Source organism: Methanobrevibacter cuticularis (assembly GCF_001639285.1).
In the GTDB taxonomy this organism is placed as follows: Archaea; Methanobacteriota; Methanobacteria; order Methanobacteriales; family Methanobacteriaceae; genus Methanobaculum; species Methanobaculum cuticulare.
Genome location: NZ_LWMW01000107.1, coordinates 1 through 22,679 on the forward strand (window position 1 = coordinate 1; position 22,679 = coordinate 22,679).

Genomic DNA, 22,679 nt, shown 5'->3' on the forward strand with positions numbered 1-22,679 from the left:
GATAAAAATCAAAGTAGAAGTGACCGACTAAGAAATAAAGAAACTAAGTTAAAAAATCTATGCTATAACATATATCGTCACACAAAAACATTTAACATAAAAATCAAAATATGATTTCTACAGAGCCTAAAATTTAAATAATAATATTTCTTAAAATTATTGAATACTCTATTTATTATCTTTATCAAATGTTCTAACTAAATGGATTGTACATGGAGCAAAATGAACAACTTCTTCAGATACACTTCCTAAAAAATGTTTGGCAACTATATTTTTACTTGTTCCCATTACAATAACATCAATATTCTCTTCTTCTGCAAATTTAACAATAATTTCAGCAGGTTTTCCTTCTTTTAATATTTTTGTAAGAGATATGTTAGGATTTTCTGATAAATCAAGTATGTCTTCAAATTCATCTAAGAAATATCCTCCTTTTGCTCTAAGTTCAACTAACATTGATTTTTTAATATTTTTTGGAGTTAAAAATGGAACAGAACTATCAACAACGTAAAGAACATAAAGATCAACATCCCTACGGTCTATTAAATCCAAAGCATGTTCAATTAACTCATCACTATATTTCCCCATTATTGGAACTAATATTTTTTTATACATGATAAAAAACCTCATTAAATGTGTTTAATTATATTATTTAGCTTATATTATCATTGATATGTTGATATAACATTATACGATTAATTTTTAATTACCTTCTTAAACTATATTAATTTATTAATTATCTTCTTAAATTATATTATATGGACAACTCATATTAATTTTTAACTATTAATTTTTAATTAAATTTTATAAAAATTAAGACATGCCATAATAATTAATTTAAAAAATAACTAGGTTGAATAAATTATTTAACCTAATATAAATATTCTCAAATATACATATGCTAGATAAAAAGCTATTAAAAATACTCCATGAATCCTAGTAAGTTTCATATTGTTGTATTTCATTAACAGCAATGTTATTGCTGCAATAGCTATCATCACTGGTGCATCAAAGTAAAGAGAAAGTGGTTCTACTGAAATTGGTGCAAAGAATGACAAGAGTCCAATAGGTATTAATATATTAAAGGTAACACTTCCAAAAACTGTCCCCATAGAAAGATCATGAAGACCTTTCATAGCTGAACCCAATGTTACAACTAATTCTGGGATGCTTGTACCAATAGCTAAAGTGAACAATCCCATAATTGTTTGAGGGATGCCAAAAATTCTAGATAAATCTACTGCACTGGAAACCAATAGATCACATGCAATTGCTAATCCTACAATAGAAACTATAGTTAAAAGAACAGCTTTTAATTTTATTTTCTTCTTTTTTTCCTCTATGATCTCCCTATACTCAGTATAATTCTCAGAATCATCTTCAATAATTTCTTTTTTCTCTTTAATTCTATTGGCAGCCTCTTTTTTAAAAGTTTTAATATCTTCTTTCTGATCTTTAATTAGGACCTTAAAGTAATAAACATAAAAAAGCACCATTATTAGAGCACCTATAGCAGATATATTAAAAAGTGAAATAGTTGGATTGGAACCATTAGCTAAGAAAGCCAATGACATAACTCCCATTAAAATTAATCCTGTAACTACAGCAACCAAACCATCACGATTAATAGATTTTTCATCTGCTTTAACAATACCTGTAACAACAGCTGTTATACCCAATATTCCCGCAACATTCCATATATTGGACCCTAAAACAATACCTACACCCATTTCAGAACTATGTGAAATAGTCGCTAAAAGGGATGAACCGAATTCAGGAAGAGAAGTACCTATGGCCGCTGCAGTAACACCCAAAAGAATTTGAGAAACACCTAAAGCAGTTCCAATCTCAACAATATTATCCACAAAAATATCTGCCGCTTTAATAACAATAAATAAAGAAACAATTAGAATTATCAGTGGCACTATAACTTCAAACAATTAATTTCCTCCAAAAATATACTTAATTCTAAATAACCATAATAACAAAAACTCAATATGATAAATATCACAATCACAAAAACTCAAATATACTAAATATCGCAATCACAAAAACTCAAATATACTAAATATCACAAATGAATGTGTTTTAAGAATACGAATCATTTACAAATATAATATTTGCACATATTTGACATAGGATACTCACAAATATTATAATATATTAATATATTATATTAATATTGTCATATATTGAAAATTTGAATTTATAAATGTATCATTTTTTATTTTTTATAATCTTTGGAAATTCTGAATATATATTGTTTTACTTAAAAATTGTCAAAACCTTAAACTTTAGGATTTTTATAAAAACCTCTTAAAAACTCTTTAATTAAAAAGTTATTATAGAATATAGAATATACTTATAACTCCTATAATCAGATCACACAAAATTCACTGAAAGTAAAAGCCTGTTGATTAATTAAATAATCTCTCAAAAAACATGACTTAATATCATAATAACTATGAATATAGATTGTACTTACTACTATAAATAATTAAGGGAAAAATTAAAGAAAAAGTGATAACTATTAGTCACTACTTAAACAAAAAGGGAAAAAGAAATATTAATGTGGCAAAAATAAGTAAAAAAATAAAATGATTTTAATAAATAAAAAGTAAAGTAAGAGAGAATATAGAAAAAAAATTAATTTATTCTCTCTTTTTTAAATTTTTTGAGTTTTTTAACTTTTATTATTAGTTAAAAGTTTTTATGCGATTCTTTTGTATGCTTTCAATTTGATTTTAGCTATTTTTCCAAATGCAAGGTTTAAGACCTTGATTTTTAGGATTTTTTTGGTTTTGTTGTAGCTTGTTTTTATGTTCTTTGTTTTGCTGATTTTGCTTAAAATGAGGCCTTTTTTAAAGTATTTTGTGTAGGTTTTAGATCCTGTTAGTTCGCCGTAGTTTTTGATATAGTAGATTTTGCTGTATACTTTGTAGATTTTGCCTTTGGATTTTATTTTTTTAGCGCTTGGAATTGTTTTATAGACTTTTATGTTGGTTTTTGTTATTTTTATTGTGTTGGATTTTCCACTTGAAGAAGCATATATTATATTTCCAGTGTTTAATCCGTTGAAAGCTGCATTTGCTTGATAGTTTCCTGCTTTGGTTGCAGTAAATGTGTACTGTGCAATCCCTTGACCATTTGTCCTAACAGTCACAGTTTTACCTGCAATAGTTAAACTAAGATTCTGGTTAGCTAATACGTTTCCTTGACTATCTTTGAGAGTAATCTTATAAGTAATTTTATTACCGTTTCTTGTTGAGGTTATTGTGATTTTAGTTCCAAGATTCTTTGGATTAACAGTGTAGCTAGTAGCTATTGTTGCATTATTGTAGTTACTGTTTTGGAAAGTTATGTTTACGTTAGCTGTTCCTACATTTGTATTAGGTATTGTTAAACTCCATAGGCCATCGGTAACAGTTACATTGTAATCTACGCCATTAACAGTTACTGTGATGTTGTAAGTACCATCTAATAAGCTACCATTAGTGGTTAAGTTACCAGATATAGTACTGTTTCCACCATATGTAGCATTTGATGGTAAGTTAACACCAATATTGATGTCAGCTTTAATAACATTTATTGTGATGTTAGTTTCTGATTCGGTGTATTTATCAGTGCTATTGAAGATTATAGTGTAATTATATTCACCTGCATTAAGACCAGATAAAATAACCTGTCCTATACCATTAGTAAAAGTTACATTATACTCAACACCGTTGAGTATTACTGTGTAAGTTCCATCAGCTATAGATTGACCATTAGTGATTGTATTAATCACAATAGTTGCGTTTTCACCATAAATAGTATCATTTACATTAGCATTAATGTTTGTTTCTTCTTTAAAGAAAACATTGTTAATAGCAGAACTGTTATTGTAGTTAGGATTATCACTTAAAGTGATATTTAAACTATTAAGCCCTAAATTACCATACTGATAACCCACAAAAGTACCTGTACCGTTAACAAAAGTAACAGTTTGTGATTGACCATTAATAGTAACATTAAAAGTCTGACCAGCTAAACCACCAACACTAGTAGGAATACTAATAACCAAATCAACACTAGTATTATTCACAATAATAATCTCAGGAACAGTAATATTAGAAACACTACCTGGAAAAATAGTACCAGTTAACATGAAATTTCCAATAACAGTACCATTAGCATTAGTGAAATTAAAAACACCACCAACTACAGTTTGCACAGGAACCTGTATAATACCCGGAGCATTCAAACTGAAATAACCATATAACAGATCATTATAGAAAATACTGTTAAGACTTGGTAAATTACTAGCATTAGTACTATCACTAGTACCATTCAAATACACAGTATAATTAAAACTTAATAAATCACCAACTGTATAATTAGCACCAAGATCACTCATATTAGTAATACCGAGCACATAATAATTATTCACAACAACATTAGTCAAAGTTGGAATACTATTAAAACCCCAATAATTATAATCAGCGTCAACAACAGCAGAAGAAGCACTAGCCTTAGAAATAGTACCAGTTGAGTGATTTAAAAACACATTATAATTTACAACAACACTAACAGTACCATTAACACCATTAGATATATAAATAGCCTTATCATTGGTGCTATTTACAAAAGTGGAACTAAGAATATCAGCACTAACAGTACCATTAACACCATTAGATATATAAATAGCCTTATCATTGGTGCTATTTACAAAAGTGGAACTAAGAATATCAGCACTAACAGTACCATTAACACCACTAATTACAACAACTCCTCCACCAGCACTAGTTGCAGTGTTATTTACAAAAGTGGAATTAGTAATATCAACACTAACAATACCATTAGTACCACTAGCTACCAAAACTCCTCCAGCATCAATAGCGGTGTTATTTACAAAACTGGAATTAACAATAGAAACACTAGTATTGCCATTAGTACCACTAGTTACATAAACTCCTCCACCAACAGTAGCATTGTTATTTACAAAACTTGAACTGACAATATCGACACTAGCAATACCATTAGCAGTTACATAAACTCCTCCACCATGAATAGCGGTGTTATTTACAAAACTTGAATTAACAATATCAACACTAATAATATAATTAGCATTAGGAATTACATAAACTCCTCCACCGTAAACAGTTGCAGTGTTATTTACAAAAGTGGAATTAACAATATCAAGACTAACAATACTATTAGCATAACTATGTACACGTAATCCTCCACCAGTAGTAGCATTGTTATTTACAAAACTGGAATTAACAATATCAAGACTAACAATACCATTAGCACCACCACCAAGTAAATAAATTCCTCCAGCATCATTAGCGGTGTTATTTACAAAACTTGAACTGACAATATCAACACTAGTATTAGCATTATTAAAACTAGTTACAAGAACTCCTCCACCCTGATTTGCGGTGTTATTTACAAAACTGGAATTAACAATAGAAACACTATTATTACCATTAGCAGCTACAAAAACTCCTCCACCGTAAACAGTTGCAGTGTTATTTACAAAAGTGGAATTAACAATAGAACAACTAACAATACCATTAACATTAGTACTTACATAAACTCCTCCACCACTATTATTTGCGGTGTTATTTACAAAACTGGAATTAACAATAGAACAACTAACAATACCATTAACATTAGTATTTACATAAACTCCTCCACCATTATTATTTGCGGTGTTATTTACAAAAGTAGAACTAACAATAGAGCAACTAACAGTACTGTTAGCAAGAGTAACTATATAAATTGCCCCACCAACATTATCAGATGCAGATTTATAGTTAGTATTGTTGCTTTCATATGTTGTGTTGTAGCCGTTGTTAGTGAAAGTAGAATTACTTGCTTTTAAATCATTAATAGAATATATGAGATTATAAATACTAACATCTGTGGTTTTTTTGCCACTGCCCCCACTTATGGCTAGGGTTGTGTTTTTGTTGTAGTTTCTTGTCTCATTGTAGTTGTTGGTGTTATTTTGGAAGTTGGATTGTGTGATAATTAAATCACCACTATTAACAATCATTGAATAAATATAATTAGTACTTTGGTCACCAATAACAGTTTCATTATTAGGGTTTCGAAGATTAATGATTATGTTTTGGTCGTTGTTCCAGTTGTATTGTCTGTTTATTGTTGTTTTTATTGTGTTGTTTGTGAATTCTGATCTTGTGATATTAAGTCTACCTTTATTAACAATGAACCCAGAACCCACAACACTACTATTATAAATTGTATTGTTAAAATACAAAGTAGTACTAGCAGTATAAGGAACATTCTGATAATATTGGTAGTTTATATTCATGTTATTGTTAATGAATGCTGAATTAATGATGTTCATTTGTCCATTGTTACCAACAAGGTAACCAGACTCAAAACTATCATCTTCCAACACATCATTACTTGTATAAGTTGTGTTCTCACGAATATTAAACGATAAACTATTATCTGTAATTACACAATTTTCCATTGTTAAATAACCATCATTATTTATTAAATAGCTATTATTACCAATCATTGCGTTTTTTATGGTTAGATTAGATAATATTAAGCTTGCACCTGAATTAATTGTGAATAACTTACTACCACCACTTAGATCAATTACTGTGTTGGCTTTATTAGAACCTGTAATGGTTAAATTCTTATTTATTATTACATCTTTGTTATTATTGCCTGAATAAATACCATCAGACATTATTATCTTATCGTTAGCTAGAGAGCTATTAACAGCACCACTAATACCACCATCAGTCGTATTAGTAATGTTACGATCTGTTGCAAAACTAGTTGATAAACCAACAATTACCAACAAAGCAAAAAGCAACAATAAGACCATCACAAAAGACGTCTTTTTAAACTTATTCATAATATCTTTCACCTCATCATTAAAATATAATATCTCAACATACCATCCAGCTATAATCAAAAACTAAGAACGCTTAACAATCAACTACTAACTATTACCTTTATCAATAAATAGAAAAAATTTGTTAGTCATCTAAAGAACAGTTAGTATCCTATTAAACTATTAACTCTTAACTACTGGACAAACATACTTATAGCAACTACCCATATATAAAGATATCACTTCTACACACCCCAAAACAAAAACAAAAAGAAACCACAAAGCAAGAACAAAACCATAGACTACCCCTCCCCCCCCTAAACATACAAAGAACACACAAACAAAAAAACAAAAAATAAGTAAAAAAAATCAACCCTTTTACAAAAACAACCTACCTAAACCCCACAACCAATTCCCACACACCATTTTCATTTATAATGAACATCCCAAAAAAACCTTTTATAAAAAAAATGAGCTACAATCCTCTAATTTATCCTAGTTCTCACAATATTTTACCCAAAATGTGAAAAATAAAATCTCGCTTAAAATAACAACATCCAAATAATCCTCCTTAAAAAAGTACTAACAGACACACAAAAAATCAAAAAACAGAACGAAACAAAAAAAAAGTGAGTTTACTCAAAAATTTATAAGATTATAAAAAATTATGATTTCATATTATTTATAACAAATTTTTAAGAATTTCTAAAATACTTTTATAAAAATCCTAAAATTTGAATTTATAGCAATTTCTAAGTAAAACAGTGCAATTTAAATTAATCTTATAATCGTAGATCATCAAGTTACTCATTGTTCATTGAAAATTTTATTCAATGAAATAAATAGCTAGTAAAATAATGCCACAAAATATGATAACTAATGGTCTTAAGATTTTAAGAACTAATATCATAGTCATGGTATCATCTTCTCTTAAAGAGAAGTATCAAATGTTACTTGATGTTCTCTTTTTGAATATTTTATTTGATATTAGAGAAGCAGTAGTTTGTGACTATCATTAATTATGAAATTAGTAATAGACAACCATTATTAATTATTGAAGTATAACAGAAATAAAAAAAGTATATGGCAAAAAGTAGTATACAATTAATGTAGAGTATCTTTATAAATAGAATAGATTTGTTTTTCAATTGCATCCCAGTTATATTTTTCTGAAATTAGTTTTTTGCCATTTTCTCCAAAGGTTTTCATCAAATTTTCATTAATTAATAGTTTTTTAATAGAATCAGCAAGAGCTATTTCATCATATTCAGATGAAAACCCTATGTTGCCATCAACCCAATTGTGTATATGATTATTTTTAGTTAAAATTAGGGGTTTACCACAGGCCATAGCCTCTAATCCACTTGTAGTAAATGATTCATATTGTGAAGGCATTATAAATATGTCACAATCTATAAGAGCTTCTTTTTTATCTTCATTATACAAAGGACCAGTCATTATTACTTCATTTTCTAGATTAAGATGAGAAACTATGGTATTTATTTCATCTAAAAATCCATCATCGGGTCCAACAATAGCTAGTTTGATATTTACATTTGAATCTTTTTTAATTGAATTATTATTCTTTAACAATGTGAGTGATTTGAGTAATAGATCCAATCCTTTTATTTTGTGAATTCTACCAATAAATAATAATAATTTATCATTGGGATTAATATCATTTTTTTTGCGAAAAACACCTTTTGGAGGTAAATTAGAATAATCTTCAATGTTAATACCTAAAGGAGCTATTTCTATTTTTCTATCAGCTATTCCCATTTTTAAATATTGTTTTTTTTCAATTTCAGTTAAAGCTAGAACTTTAGAAGAATTTTGAAGAATTTTAAATCCCCATAAATTATCAAATACTTTTTTGAGTCCTTGTTTCTGAAAAAAAGGAAGAACTGAACCATGAGCTTGTAAAACATAAGGAATATTATTTTTGCGTGCATAATAGCTTGCAACAAGAGCCAAAGAATGCCTATGTTCATGTATATGAACAATGTCATATTTTTTAATTTCTTTTCTCAGTTTAAAAGGAAGAGAATAAGGAGTATCTATTAAAAAAGAAGACTTAAGAAAATTTGACAAATTTTTAAAATAGTATGTTTTTACACCATCAATATCAACATTATATCTTTCTTTTAAGTCCATACGTTTTTTGCAACTATCTGTAGTGAAAACAGCTACATTATTTCCATTTTCAGCTTGTTTTTTTGATAACTGATAAACTGCATTAACTACTCCTCCTGCAGCTAGACAAGGATAAAATGTTGGAACAACATGTAAAATATTTATTTTAACACCTACTTACTATTTTAATAGATTTCTGTATAAACAATGAATTTTAAATTATATAGACTAATATTAATTAGATATGATAATATTAATTAGATGTGGTGATATTAATTAGTTAGTTAATATTAATTAGATGTAGTGATATTAATTAGCTAGGCTAATATTAATTAGATGTAGTTATATTAATTAGCTAGGCTAATATTAATCAGTATAGATTCATTAGATCTTAGTTATAAGTCTTAAAAGTATATCATAATTATATATATTACTTTCTTTAATATATTAATTAATTATATAACTTTTTAATTATATAATTATTATATTGTTATTTAATATTCTTTAATATTTTCAATTCCTTAATCATTATAACATTACAGAAAATTAATTAATTACAATATTCTTCAATTCCTTAATCATTATAACATTACAGAAAATTCATTAATTAATTACAATATTCTTCAATTCATTAATCATTATAACATTACAGAAAATTCATTAATTAATTACAATATTCTTTAAAAATTTAATTAAAAGTAGTTGAGTTATGGAGGTTTAAATACTTGACAGAATTAAGTAAATTAGAATCTTTTATTGAATTACATAAAAGTAAAATCTCGTTAATAGGTGTAATCTTATTTGCTTCAATAATTACAATATTATTAATATGGATTAATACCTCAGAAGAAATTTTAGGCCACTCTTATAGAGATGTTTATTTCTATTTAATTCAAGCTCTCAGATTTTCAGGGCATTCAATTGGAGGATATGAGTATACTAAATATCTATCTCCCCTCGTTCCTTTTTTAACTTCAATACTATTTAGATTGGGATTTGTTAATGAAACAAGTATTTTCACTATAACTGGAATGTTCTATATTTTAGGCGTGGCAGGGATGTATTTATTCCTAAAGCTACGATTTAATTATATTTTAGCTATTTTTGGTGCTATTTTATACGGAGGGCTTTCAATTAATTTAATGTGGGTAGCTAATGGAACTATAGATATTCCTAGCGTAGCTCTTACAATTTTATCCCTCTATTTTTTTGTTTTAGCTATTGATAAAAATCAAAAATACTTTTATATGGCATTTCCACTACTTGTACTGGGTTTTTTTGCAAAATACACAGCAGGTTTAGCAATAGGCATGATGCTAATTTATTTTATTTCAAAACCAAACATAAAATACAATATTAAGAAATATTTTAAAAATGGTATTGGGGGATTAATTGCAGGAATAATAACAGCTATTCCATTTTTAGCCTATTTTTACATTAATGACATTCCATTAGGATTTGTAAACCAAGCACAAGAAATCGCTTCTAAAACTACAATAGCTAATGAGGTTACTAATGATCTATTCTTCTACATTGCAAATATACCAAAATTTATTTATAACCCAAACCACCTTTTATCGTATTTAATAATAGCTATAGGAATAATTGGTCTTTTAATCGGCCTATACAAAAGTATTAATTTATTAAAGAATGGTTATCAGAATTCTAATATTTTTAATAATGGTAAATTTAAAATAACTGAAAAACTAGAAATAGGTAATACTATTTATTATAGTTTATTAATTATTACTATTGGAATAATAGCTATTTCTTTTTTAACAGCGAGCAAAATATCCTTTATTTACAGTGAACTTATTTTATTTGTAGCTATTTTAGTTTTTTCATATTTAGTTAAGAATATTCTAAATATATACGATGAAAATACTAAGAAAAACTTTAGATATAGTTTATTGATGTTTTCATGGTTTTTTGCATACTTAGTGTTTTTTTCAGCTCATATTACAAAGGCAGATAGATATTTCACAACTTTAGCTCCAGCCTTTACATTCTTTATTATATTAGCTTTGAAATTTATAATAGATTCTTTAGACAGTGAAAGAATATCTAATTATTTAAATAAGAATGAAATATCTAAAGATAATAACTCTAATAACTCTAAAAATACTACAATAGCTAAAGACAGTGAAAGAATATCTAATTATTTAAATAAGAATGAAATATCTAAAGATAATAACTCTAATAACTCTAAAAATACTACAATAGCTAAAAATAGCTCTGAAAATACCAGGATATCTAAAGATAATAACTCTAAAAATACTACAATAGCTAAAAATCAGAGAATATATAAAAACAGAATAAAACAAATAAAAATAGCTATTCCTTTTGTTCTTATTATAATTTTCTTGGTATCGTCTTTTGGTTATTTGACAATAAATAAAAATGATCCATTAGTTCATGATGAAAGAGAAGTAGCTAATTGGATTATGCAAACTGATCCCAATTATCAGATGAAAATCATTTGGGCAGATCGAGGACCTATATTTACATGGTATTTTAAAAAAGAAGTTGTTTATGTAAACTGGTTATATGAAAGTCCTCATCCAAGTGATGAAAAAATAATGGAATTATCAAAAAAATTAAACAATGCTAGTGCTTATTATTATATTTCACTCCATCCTAACTTAAAATTAGATAATTATGAGGAAATAAAAAGAATTGGTGAAGTTTCAGTTTATAGAAAGTCAGGTTGATTTTTTAAAGTTCGATGATGATCAACTGTAAGAGGTTATAATTAAGAATAAATGATGTTGAGACTTTAATTTATCTTCAAAATTTAAGAACTTTTCCAGATATACTATATCCATTAAATAAAGAAATTAAAATAATATTTAGAAGAAAAAAGTATTAAAGGATTTCTAGAATTACAAAAAGAAAAATGGAACCAAATAAATCATCTAGAATTACAAAAAGAAAAATGGAAGCAGATAAAAAAAATCATTTAAAATTGGACTATCCTTAAACTTTTATCTAATTATAAAAAGTTAATTAAAAGGAACCAACTGCAAAAGCTATAAATGCGATCATCATACCCCTTTTAAGGAGTTTTGAAACCGTTTTACAATTTTCTACTTCTTGATTAAGTAATATTTTATATGCACTCATTATAAAGAAAATTAGAGCGATTGTTAATGGTATCAGATAGTATAAATTAAAAATTCCATTTAAATATAAAATTGGACTTAGGCAACTGGCTAATAAAATGAATAAAGCGGCTAAAATAGATGAAATTTTCATACCATATTTGATGGGTAAAGTTTTAGCTCCTTCTTGCTTATCTCCTATATAATCTTCCATATCCTTAACTATTTCTCTAGCTAAAGTCATGAAAAATGCAAAGAATGCTAAATAAAAAGAAATTTCAAATAGGCCAATTATTGATCCTCCAAAAATAAAACAAGATGCTGTTAAAAATGCAACAGATATGTTTCCAGTGAGTACTGAGGACTTAAGAGAATATGCATAATAATACATGACTATTGAATTAAATACTACGATAATAAATGGCCAATAGCTATTTATAATGAAACTAATTATTGATCCCAATGCTATAGCTAATAAAAAGAGGATGAAAGAATAATTTCTTGCATTTTTTAAAGATATTCTTCCAGAAGGAATTGGCCTTTCTGGCTTATTTATAGCATCAATTTTATAATCAAAATAGTCGTTGATGACATTTCCTGCACCAGTAGCTAAGAAAACAGTGATAATCCCAATTAAAATAGGAACATCATAATTTTTTCCTATTATAGCGATTAATACAACAGCTACCACAGCAAGTAAAGCATTTCCTGGGCGAAGTATTTCCAAATATGCATTCATTATATTCTATCCTATTAAATAAATAACTAAATAAGGTAGTTAGGCTTATAAGTAATGTCTAAATAAGTTTAATCATAAAAGTTAAGTTTAATCACGAAAGTTAAGTTTAATCATAAAAGCTAAGTTTAATCATAAAAGCTAAGTTTAATCATAAAAGCTAAGTTTAATCATAAAAGCTAAGTTTAATCATAAAAGTGAATCCAATAGTTTTCCAAATTCTTTTGCAGTATTCATCATAGAATATTGATTTACTTCATCATTACCATTATAAGTAACCTTTCCATTTTTAATAAAATCATTATAGAAATTCATTATGGCAGATTTAGTTTCAGATAAGGTTGATACATGAACTCCAACATTAGTTTTTTCTATTAAATCTTTTAAAGAACCTTCTTTATATCCAATAGATAAGACTGGGCGTTTAACAGCCAGATATTCATAAACTTTTCCTGGTAAAAACATTTTTTCATTTTCATTATTCCATGACAACAATAAAAGAACTTGAGATTTTATTTGCTTCTTTAAAACCTCATTATGATGTATTGAACCATGAATAGTTACTATATCTCTTACATGATATATTTTAGCTGTTTTTTCTAATCCTTCACTGTCACCATAAAAATTTAAAGCTATTTTAGAAGCATCTATCTTTTTTTCGTTTATTAATTCACTAATAGCTTTGAATAATACTTCAGGATTCCTTTTTCCATTATAAAGAGAACCTGCATAGATGAAATCCAAAATAGAATCAGCATTATCAATATTATGGTTATTATCATTTATACTATCAAAATTATCATTATCATTAAGACTACTGTCCCTTACGATACCATCATCAGAAACCACAGAATTATCCCGAATATTACTAAAAGTAGTATTATTTGCGGTACCTTCTGTATTAAGTCTAAAATCATCTAGAGTATTATTAAAATCAGTAGTACTTGTACTGATATTATCATTAATCCCAATATTATTTTTAATATCAGTAAAAACAGTTTTATCTACATCAACAACATCAGTAGCATTAGTAGCATTAGTAAGATTATCAACTCTAAAATTACCACTAATATCATTAATAGCACTATCTACACTAATAACATTAGAATTATTAATATCATTTGTATCATTAGTAAGATCAAAATTATCTTGATTATTTTTAATATTGCTATTAATAGAATTATAAATAGAATTATAGTTATTATTTTCATTGATGTTTTTACTATCATATTTATTGATATTCTTAATATTCAAAATATCAAAATTATAATCATTATTTTTCAAGATATCTTCAGGATCAAAGCCAGATAAAATAGGATAAACATTTTTATCTTTATGTAGGGATTTTAATTTTAAAGCAGCTCTTTCAGTGGTTGTGGTTAAAGCATCTGCATACTTAAATGTTTTTATTTCTAATCTTCTTTCAAAAAAACTCCTTATAAAAGTATGATGAACATAAGGATTCATATTCCAAAGATCCCTCAAATCTGCAATCCATGGAATATTATACTGCTTTTTAATATTTTTAGCAATTATATGAGAAGTAATTGGCCATGAGGAGCTAATAATAGCATCAATGTCATTATTTTCAATGATATTTTGAGAAGCTTCAATAGCTGGTTTATACCAATATTTCATCCCATCAGGATAAGCAAAAACTTCACCCATCATTGAAATTATTTTTGAAGATAATTTATTGGTACTTGTTATAGAATTAAAATTATTATTATCAATAGTAGAATTAAAGTCACTATTATCAACAGTAGAATTAAAGTCACTATTATCAACAGTAGAATTAAAGTCACTATTATCAACAGTAGAATTAAAGTCACTATTATCAACAGTAGAATTAAAGTCACTATTATCAACAGTAGAATTAATGTTAATATTATCAACAGTAGGAGTAGTAATATTAAAATCATTATTTGAATTAAAACTACTGTTTAATTTGAATTTATTCAACCATTTATCTAACATATCCTCATAATGTGTTTCAATAACATTAAATTCATGATTAATAGATGGAAAGTTATCCAATTTAGGAACAATCACAATAGGTTCCCAGTCAAAATTAGTTAAATATTTAGCTAAACCTCTCAAACGTTTAGATGCTATTTCATTCGTTTGATTGAAATAAAAAGCTATTAAAAGAACTTTTTTCATTTTAACCCTACAATATAAATTACAAGTAATCTCTAAATATTATTTATATCCAATATTATTTAAAATAATGTTGATAAAAATAATCTAATAAAAATAATCTAATAAAAATAATCTAATAAAAATAATCTAATAAAAATAATCTAATAAAAATAATCTGACAATAACAATAATCATATTAAAAATATATACTATTTCTATAAGTTTATTATTTCTTCATTATACATCCTATTAATTTAGATAAGTTTATTATTTTCATTATTATACATCTATTAACTAGCATATGCTATTAAGTATTATTATTGTTCGACTTTGGTTTATTATTCTATTACTGATTTTTATTAATAAATTAATCGTTTTATTTTCACTATTAGTTTAAGTAATGAAATAATAAATCAATTAGATTTAAATCATATGAAAAACAAATAATACAATGATTATGTAATAAATGAAGATTAATTATGATAAGAGAATTAATAAGAAAATTATATAAAGTAATTTTATTATGTAATTAATGCTATTTATAAATTAATAAATTCTAATGAAATTTGAATCATATTAATAAGAATTATTAACAAAATCATATTAATAAGAATTATTAACAATAATAGCAATAATTTCGATAATAAAATATAATTTTAAATATTTCAAAGTTTAAAAAAAATAGGTAATGAAATAATTAAATTATTAAAAATAATGTAAATATTATTCTTAAATGCATCAGAATAGTCAAAAATAGTCCATGAACAATATAAGTAATACTTAATACTATGTAGGAAGGTGTTCAATTTGAGTAAAATAAAAATAGCTATTGTAGGTATAGGAAATTGTGCTAGTTCTCTTATTCAAGGAATTCATTATTACAAAGATGAAACTGAGAAAGACGCTATTGGCTTAATGCACTGGGAAATTGGAAATTATGAACCATCCGACATTGAAGTTGTGGCAGCTTTTGATGTTGATAAGCGAAAAGTTGGGAAAACTGTTGATGAAGCCATTTTTGCTAAGCCGAATTGTACCACTATTTTTCAAAGAGATATTCCCAAAAGCGATGTAAAAGTAAGTATGGGTAATACATTAGATGGTGTTGCTCCACATATGAGAGACTTTGAAGAAGATTATACTTTTTTACTATCTGATGAAGAACCAGTAGATGTTGTTAAAGTTCTAAAAGACTCTGGTGCTGAGATGCTAGTAAATTATGTTCCAGTGGGTTCTGAAGAAGCTGCAAAATTTTATGCTCAATGCTGTATAGAGGCAGGAGTCGCATTTATAAATTGTATGCCTGTTTTTATTGCAAGTAACGATGAATGGGACTCTAAATTTAGGGAAAAAAACATACCTACTGTTGGAGACGATATAAAAGCTCAAATAGGTGCCACTATAACACATAGGACATTGGCCAACCTATTTAGAGAAAGAGGGGTCAAATTAGATCATACATATCAGTTAAACACTGGTGGTAACACTGATTTTGTGAATATGCTCAATAGAGATAGGCTAGATTCTAAAAAGGAGTCTAAAACAGAAGCTGTTCAGTCAGTATTAGGGGAAAGAATGAATCCTCATGATATCCATATTGGTCCAAGTGATTATGTCCCTTGGCAACAAGATAACAAATTATGTTTCCTTAGAATGGAAGGTCGTACTTTTGGAGATGTACCTATGAATATAGAACTAAGATTAAGTGTTGAAGATTCTCCTAATTCAGCAGGCTGTGTGATTGACGCAATAAGGTGCTGTAAATTAGGTATTGATCGTGGAATTGGAGGTCAGCTAACTTCTATCTCATCTTATGTTATGAAACATCCACCGGTCCAATATACAGATGATCAAGCATATAACCGAGTTAATGACTTCATAGTAGGAGAAATAGAAAGATAATCTAATTTTACTTCCCTTTTTACTTTAATTTTATTCTAGCTATTTTATAGTTATATTTAATCATATTTGATTAACGTATAGCAAAGCTTACTTAATATATTAATTAAAATTTAGTTAAACTTTAATTAAAATTTACTTAAATATTATAGTCATTATTGAAAAATTTATCATTTTATAAAATTATAATATTCAATTTTTTATCTTTAAATTCAATTTAAACAATTTTTAAGAGAAATAAAAATATTAATAATTTACAAACATTACCATCATTACTATAATTAAAATTTACTTAAATTTGAATTTTAATATACAATAATTTGTTTAAGGATTTTTAAAGCATATTTTAATCTTGATATATTCTGATTTATAGTTAATATTCTAATTTTATTCTAATTCAATCATCTGTACTAATAATCTATTAAAAAAAATATTCAATCGATTTTTGACACTCTACAATTTAGAATTTTATGATAAAAATAGATAAATATTATTAGTAGTTTGTAGATACTATATCTACTATGGAAAAACTGTTATTATAATAATTAAATTATTTTATTTCTTATTTTATTCTAAAATCGAATAAAACTAAAAATAATAAATTATATCGTAATTCCTAATTAAACAAATAAATAATCACAATTTACTAAAGTTTTATTAGAAGGTGGACGTTATGAAAGTTACAAGAATCACAGAAACTGCTTTTAGAGATGCTCATCAATCCCTTTTAGCTACAAGGGTGAGAACTAGGGACATGATTCCTATTGCAGAAGAAATGGACAAAGTAGGTTACTTCGCAATAGAAGCTTGGGGAGGTGCTACTTTTGATACTAGCATTAGATACCTAAATGAAGACCCTTGGGAAAGATTAAGAGATCTTAAAGAAAAAATTACAAAGACCCCTATCCAAATGCTAGTAAGAGGACAAAATTTAGTAGGATACAAACATTATCCAGATGATATTGTAGAAAAGTTTGTAGAAAAATCCTATGAAAACGGAGTGGACATTTTTAGAGTTTTTGATGCTTTAAATGATGTAAGAAACATGAAAAAAACAATAACAGTAGCTAAAAAACAAGGTGCCCATGTTCAAGGAACTATAAGCTATACAATAAGTCCAGTTCATACATTAGATGATTTTATTAAAATAGCTAAAGAATTAGAAGCTTTAGAATGTGATTCACTAGCTATAAAGGATATGGCAGGTTTAGTGTATCCTAAAGATATTTATACTCTTGTTAAACGGTTAAAAGAAGAAACAGATCTTTTAATTAATCTTCATTCTCATTGTACAAGTGGAATGACCCCTATTAGCTATTATGCTGCATGTGAAGCAGGAGTAGATATATTAGACACAGCTATTTCTCCACTAGCATGGGGAACATCCCAACCACCTACTGAAAGTATTGTAGCTGCACTGAAAGGAACTGAATATGATACTAAACTTGACTTAAAACTTTTAAATCCTATTAAAAAGTATTTTGAAGGAATAAGAGAAAAATATAATAGTTTACTTGACCCGATATCTGAACAGATAGATACTGATGTTTTACTCTACCAAATTCCAGGAGGTATGCTTTCTAACCTAGTTTCACAATTAAAAGAACAAAATGCATTAGACAGATATCAAGATGTATTAGAAGAAATGCCAAGAGTTAGAAAAGACATGGGATATCCACCACTTGTTACACCAACTAGCCAAATTGTAGGAATTCAAGCAGTGATGAATGTATTAGGCGGAGAAAGATATAAGTTAGTTTCTAACGAAGTCAAAGAATATATGAAAGGTAAATATGGTAAACCTCCAGCACCAGTTAATAAGAAAATTTCTAAAAAAATCATTGGAAACGAAAAACCTATTACTCATCGCCCTGCAGACGATTTAGAACCTCAATATGACAAATACAAAAAAGAAGGTGAAGAAAAAGGAATCATCAAAAAAGAAGAGGATATTCTTACCTTTGCTCTTTATCCACAAGTAGCTGTTAAATTCTTAAAAGGAGAAGCAGAAGAAGAGAAATTAGAGCCTTCCAAACCAAGTATGAGTGATGAAAACATAGCTATTCCTACCGAGTATAATGTTGAAGTTGATGGAGACATCTTTGATGTTAGAATACTCCCAACAGGATATATGGAAATCGGAGAGTCAGATACTCCTATTTCAAGTCCAGTTGAAGGAGGAGTTACTTCTACTATGCAAGGAATGGTATTAAAGCTAAAAGTGAATATTGGAGATAAAATCAAAAATGGTGATACACTAGCAGTTATTGAAGCTATGAAGATGGAAAATGATATTCAATCAGAAATCAGTGGAATAGTAGAAGAGATACTTGTTAGTGAAGGAGACACCATTAATGCAGGAGATACATTGATGGTCGTGAAGTGAAACACTACTTAAAACATTGATGTATATTAAAATAAATAAAAAAAGTAATATGTATTAAAATAAATAAAAAAAGTAATATGTATTAAAATAAATAAAAAAAGTAATATGTATTAAAATAAAAAAAATAGATTAATGCATATTATACTAAAAACAATTATTATAACAATAAATAGAACCATTTGAATTCAGAAACAGGTTAGTATTTATTATTTTTTTATTTAAAATCAATATCGCACAGATTCAGGGCTTTCAACACTTCCCTTATATCATTTTATCTTTTTTATAGATTTTAAAAACAATATTATACAAACTAATTTATAATAGCTATTTGTAAAGTCTAGTTTCATCTATTCTAATTCATTTTTTTATCTTATGGATTTTCTCTAGCATTATAACATTAATGATTATAATCTTTATTTCATTTATTATTTCTCATTTTAGATAATAATAAACAGAAAGATGATTACTCTTTTCATGATAAAACTTTTCCTATTTGGTTAAAATTTAAATATCTTAAAATAATAATGTAATATTCATGTTTTTTAAAAAAGGAGGTAATTTAAATGGTAGTTCATAATTGTGATGATAAACCAGGAATTGGTAGTTATCAATGCAATAGTTGTGGTAATGTAATAGATATTATTGATCCTAATTCTGCTCTTGAACCTTGTCCTTCATGTTTTAGCTGTATTTGGAACACTATCAAACCTATTGATAAAAACATGATTTGAGAGTGTCTCATAAGTAAGATTTTTAAAAAATTTAATAAAAATATTCCTCATTTAAAATCTTTAAATATTATATAACTACCTATATTATTTTATTTATTAAAAATAATACTTAAAAAATCTATAAATTAAAATTAAAAAATATAAATTCTTTAAAAATTGAAGTAAATAAAACAATTAATTTATTATAGCTATTAATACATATTTTATCAACTATTTACTATTTAAATGATTTTCATGGAAACTAATTTCATGAAAATTTCTAAAAAAGTGACTTATGAGACACTCCCTCTAAAAAAATTAATTATGGGACACTCTCAAAATACTAATTTTTTACTTCTATTTTATGTTCTTCTATTTCTTCTTTTGTTAATTCCCTAATTAGATGGTTTTCATTGTTGAATCCGTTTTTTTCAATACTAAAAATATTTTCAATAGTGCTGAAGTCGACACTGTGGATGTATAATGATTCTTTAATGATTTTGTTGTTTTCATCTTTTTTTAGTTTGAAAATTCCATAAACTTTATCTCTCATTTTTATGAACATCTCCTTTTATAATTATATAATTATATACAACTATCAAAATAATAATTAAAATAAATAATATGAGAGAATTGAAAAAATTAAGTTATTCTCTCTTTTTAAAAGTTTTTTTAGATTTTTATAATCACACATATTTTTAACTATTATACTAGTTTTATGCTATTCTTTTGTAGAATTTTATTTTGATTTTAGCTATTTTTGCATATGCGAGGTTTTTTACACTGATTTTTAGGATTTTTTTGGTTTTGTTGTAGTTTGTTTTTATGTTGCTTGTTTTGCTGATTTTGCTTAGTGTGAAACCTTTTAAAGATTTCTTGAATAGTTTAGAACCTGTTAAAATACCATAATTTTTAATATAATAAGTTTTATAATAAACTCTGTATCTTTTACCATGATATTTTACAGTTTTAGCACTCTTAGCAACATGATAGACTTTTATGTTTGTTTTTGTGATTGATATAGTGTTGGATTTTGCACTGGAATGGCCATAGATGATGTTTTCGGTGTTTAGTCCGTTGTATGCTGCGTTTGCGTAGTATTTTCCTGCTTTAGTTGCTGTGTATGTGTACTGTGCAATCCCTTGACCATTTGTTCTAAGACTCACAGTTTTACCTGCAATAGTTAAACTGAGATTCTGGTTAGCTAATATGTTTCCTTGGTTGTCTTTGAGTGTGATTTTGTAAGTTATTTTATTGCCGTTTCTGGAGCTGGTTATTGTTATTACTGTGTTTTTGTTAGCTGGTTTGATTAGGTAAGTTCCAGTTGTGGTGGTTTTGTTGTAGTTGTTGTTTTCAAAGATAGCTTCTATACTTATATTTCCTGCGTTATTGTTAGGTAATGTTAGAGTCCATAGGCCATTAACAACGTTTACCTCATAAGAAGTGCCATTAACAATGATTGTGATGGTATAGTTGCCATTTACCAAGTTACCATTAGCATCAGTGACAGTTCCATTGATTGTGGAGTTTCCTCCGTAAGTAGCATTATTTGGTAAGTTGATGTTTATAGTTGCATTAGCCTTTGTAACATTAAAATCAATGTTTAAATCAGAATTTTCATAGTTACTATCTCCTGAATAAGTGACTGTTATAGTATTTAAGCCAACAATAGTATTAGGTATTGTTAAATTCCATGATCCATCGATAACAGTTACATTGTATTCTATGCCATTGATGGTTACTGTGATGTTGTATGTTCCGTTTATTAGGTTACCATTAGCATCAGTGATATTACCAGCAATAGTGGAGTTTTCACCATACACAGCATCACTAGGTAAGTCAATATTAATTATAGTTCCTGATTTACTGACAATGAAATTCACATTATCATCGGATTCTGTGTAATTGCTGCTTTCTTTAAATACTATAGTATATGTGTATTCATTTGCATCTAAGCCAGTGATATTTACTCTACCTATACCATTAGTGAATGTCACATTGTAAGTTATGTTGTTTATGATTACTTCATAAACTCCATCTAGGATAGCTGTGCCATTAGGTGTAGTTGCATTAATCACTATAGTAAGATTATCACCATAGGTGACATCATTAGCTGTAACATCTAAGTTTACATTATCTTTAAAATTAGTGTTAAGATTTGTACTTGTAGCATTATAATCATCTGTACTTGCAAAACTTATTGATAAGTTTTGATTTCCAAGTTGACCATAATTAAATCCATTGAATATGCCAGTTCCATTAACAAATGTAACATTCCGACTTTGACCACCAATAGTGACATTGAATGTAATAGGTGATAAACCACCAATATTCGGATTAATGTGTAAAGTTATATCAGCTACACTATTATTCACAATAGTTAGTTGATCAACAGTGATATTAGTAATATTACCTTTACTAATAACTCCAATTAGTGTGAAGCTACCAATGATAGTGCCATTTGAGTTTTTAAAGACTATATTCGGACCAGCAAGGCTTTGAATAGGAACTTCAATTACACCAGAATTGTTTAAACCAAACTCTTTGAAAAAGGTACCATTCCAATAAACACCATTCATAGAAGGTAATAAATCAGAACCAGAACTATCACTAGAACCATTCAAATACACAGTGTAGTTGAAGCTTAATAAATCACCAACAGAATAATTACCACTTAAATCAGTCGTATTAGTAATATTAAGCACATAATAAT

14 protein-coding genes are annotated in these 22,679 nt (G+C 26.9%); 5 read left to right on the forward strand and 9 right to left on the reverse strand.

Features of this window, described 5'->3' with window-relative positions:
- Window positions 1–168: 168 nt before the first annotated feature.
- The 4 genes from MBCUT_RS06250 to MBCUT_RS10900 form a co-directional block, all read right to left on the reverse strand.
- Entirely contained in the window at window positions 169–615 is a 447-nt protein-coding gene (locus MBCUT_RS06250; protein WP_067259828.1) for a universal stress protein, read from the reverse strand.
- Between the two features lie 251 nt (window positions 616–866).
- On the reverse strand, window positions 867–1,940 hold the full coding sequence (locus MBCUT_RS06255) for a calcium/sodium antiporter (RefSeq protein WP_067259829.1): 1,074 nt from the start codon (window positions 1,938–1,940) through the stop codon (window positions 867–869).
- Between the two features lie 770 nt (window positions 1,941–2,710).
- Window positions 2,711–6,880: a beta strand repeat-containing protein gene (locus tag MBCUT_RS06260; protein WP_157082515.1), complete on the reverse strand. Its 4,170-nt coding sequence runs from the start codon at window positions 6,878–6,880 to the stop codon at window positions 2,711–2,713.
- 162 nt (window positions 6,881–7,042) lie between these two features.
- On the reverse strand, window positions 7,043–7,195 hold the full coding sequence (locus MBCUT_RS10900) for a hypothetical protein (protein ID WP_157082516.1): 153 nt from the start codon (window positions 7,193–7,195) through the stop codon (window positions 7,043–7,045).
- Between the two features lie 521 nt (window positions 7,196–7,716).
- Between MBCUT_RS10900 and MBCUT_RS10905 the strand changes: the two genes are divergently transcribed.
- Window positions 7,717–7,878 (forward strand): hypothetical protein, encoded by a 162-nt coding sequence (locus MBCUT_RS10905; protein WP_157082517.1) that lies wholly within the window; start codon window positions 7,717–7,719, stop codon window positions 7,876–7,878.
- Window positions 7,879–7,963: 85 nt separating this feature from the next.
- On the opposite strand, the gene MBCUT_RS06265 is transcribed toward MBCUT_RS10905, so the two are convergent.
- The gene (locus tag MBCUT_RS06265; RefSeq protein WP_067259831.1) at window positions 7,964–9,157 is read right to left on the reverse strand and encodes a glycosyltransferase; all 1,194 of its coding nucleotides are present in this window, start codon (window positions 9,155–9,157) and stop codon (window positions 7,964–7,966) included.
- Window positions 9,158–9,717: 560 nt separating this feature from the next.
- Between MBCUT_RS06265 and MBCUT_RS06270 the strand changes: the two genes are divergently transcribed.
- Window positions 9,718–11,703, forward strand: a complete 1,986-nt coding sequence (locus MBCUT_RS06270) for a glycosyltransferase family 39 protein (RefSeq protein ID WP_067259832.1) — start codon at window positions 9,718–9,720, stop codon at window positions 11,701–11,703.
- 295 nt (window positions 11,704–11,998) lie between these two features.
- Here the strand turns inward: MBCUT_RS06270 and MBCUT_RS06275 are convergent, their stop codons facing one another.
- Both MBCUT_RS06275 and MBCUT_RS06280 read right to left on the reverse strand, forming a co-directional pair.
- The gene (locus tag MBCUT_RS06275; protein ID WP_067259833.1) at window positions 11,999–12,832 is read right to left on the reverse strand and encodes a UbiA family prenyltransferase; all 834 of its coding nucleotides are present in this window, start codon (window positions 12,830–12,832) and stop codon (window positions 11,999–12,001) included.
- 186 nt (window positions 12,833–13,018) lie between these two features.
- Window positions 13,019–14,992: a glycosyltransferase gene (locus MBCUT_RS06280; RefSeq protein ID WP_067259834.1), complete on the reverse strand. Its 1,974-nt coding sequence runs from the start codon at window positions 14,990–14,992 to the stop codon at window positions 13,019–13,021.
- A gap of 786 nt (window positions 14,993–15,778) precedes the next feature.
- On the opposite strand from MBCUT_RS06280, the gene MBCUT_RS06285 reads away from it, so the two are divergent.
- From MBCUT_RS06285 to MBCUT_RS10910, 3 genes are all read left to right on the forward strand, one after another.
- Complete coding sequence (locus MBCUT_RS06285) at window positions 15,779–16,873, forward strand: inositol-3-phosphate synthase (RefSeq protein WP_067259835.1); 1,095 nt, start codon at window positions 15,779–15,781, stop codon at window positions 16,871–16,873.
- A 670-nt stretch (window positions 16,874–17,543) separates the two neighbouring features.
- Window positions 17,544–19,256, forward strand: a complete 1,713-nt coding sequence (gene oadA / locus MBCUT_RS06290) for a sodium-extruding oxaloacetate decarboxylase subunit alpha (protein WP_067259836.1) — start codon at window positions 17,544–17,546, stop codon at window positions 19,254–19,256.
- A gap of 563 nt (window positions 19,257–19,819) precedes the next feature.
- A complete protein-coding gene (locus MBCUT_RS10910; protein WP_157082518.1) occupies window positions 19,820–19,987 on the forward strand; it encodes a hypothetical protein in 168 nt (55 codons plus the stop codon).
- Window positions 19,988–20,309: 322 nt separating this feature from the next.
- Here MBCUT_RS10910 and MBCUT_RS06295 read toward each other — a convergent pair whose 3' ends face one another.
- Together MBCUT_RS06295 and MBCUT_RS06300 are read right to left on the reverse strand one after the other, a co-directional pair.
- A complete protein-coding gene (locus tag MBCUT_RS06295; protein WP_169805414.1) occupies window positions 20,310–20,531 on the reverse strand; it encodes a hypothetical protein in 222 nt (73 codons plus the stop codon).
- Between the two features lie 151 nt (window positions 20,532–20,682).
- A partial coding sequence (locus MBCUT_RS06300) for an Ig-like domain repeat protein (RefSeq protein ID WP_157082519.1) occupies window positions 20,683–22,679 on the reverse strand: 1,997 nt, incomplete at its 5' end.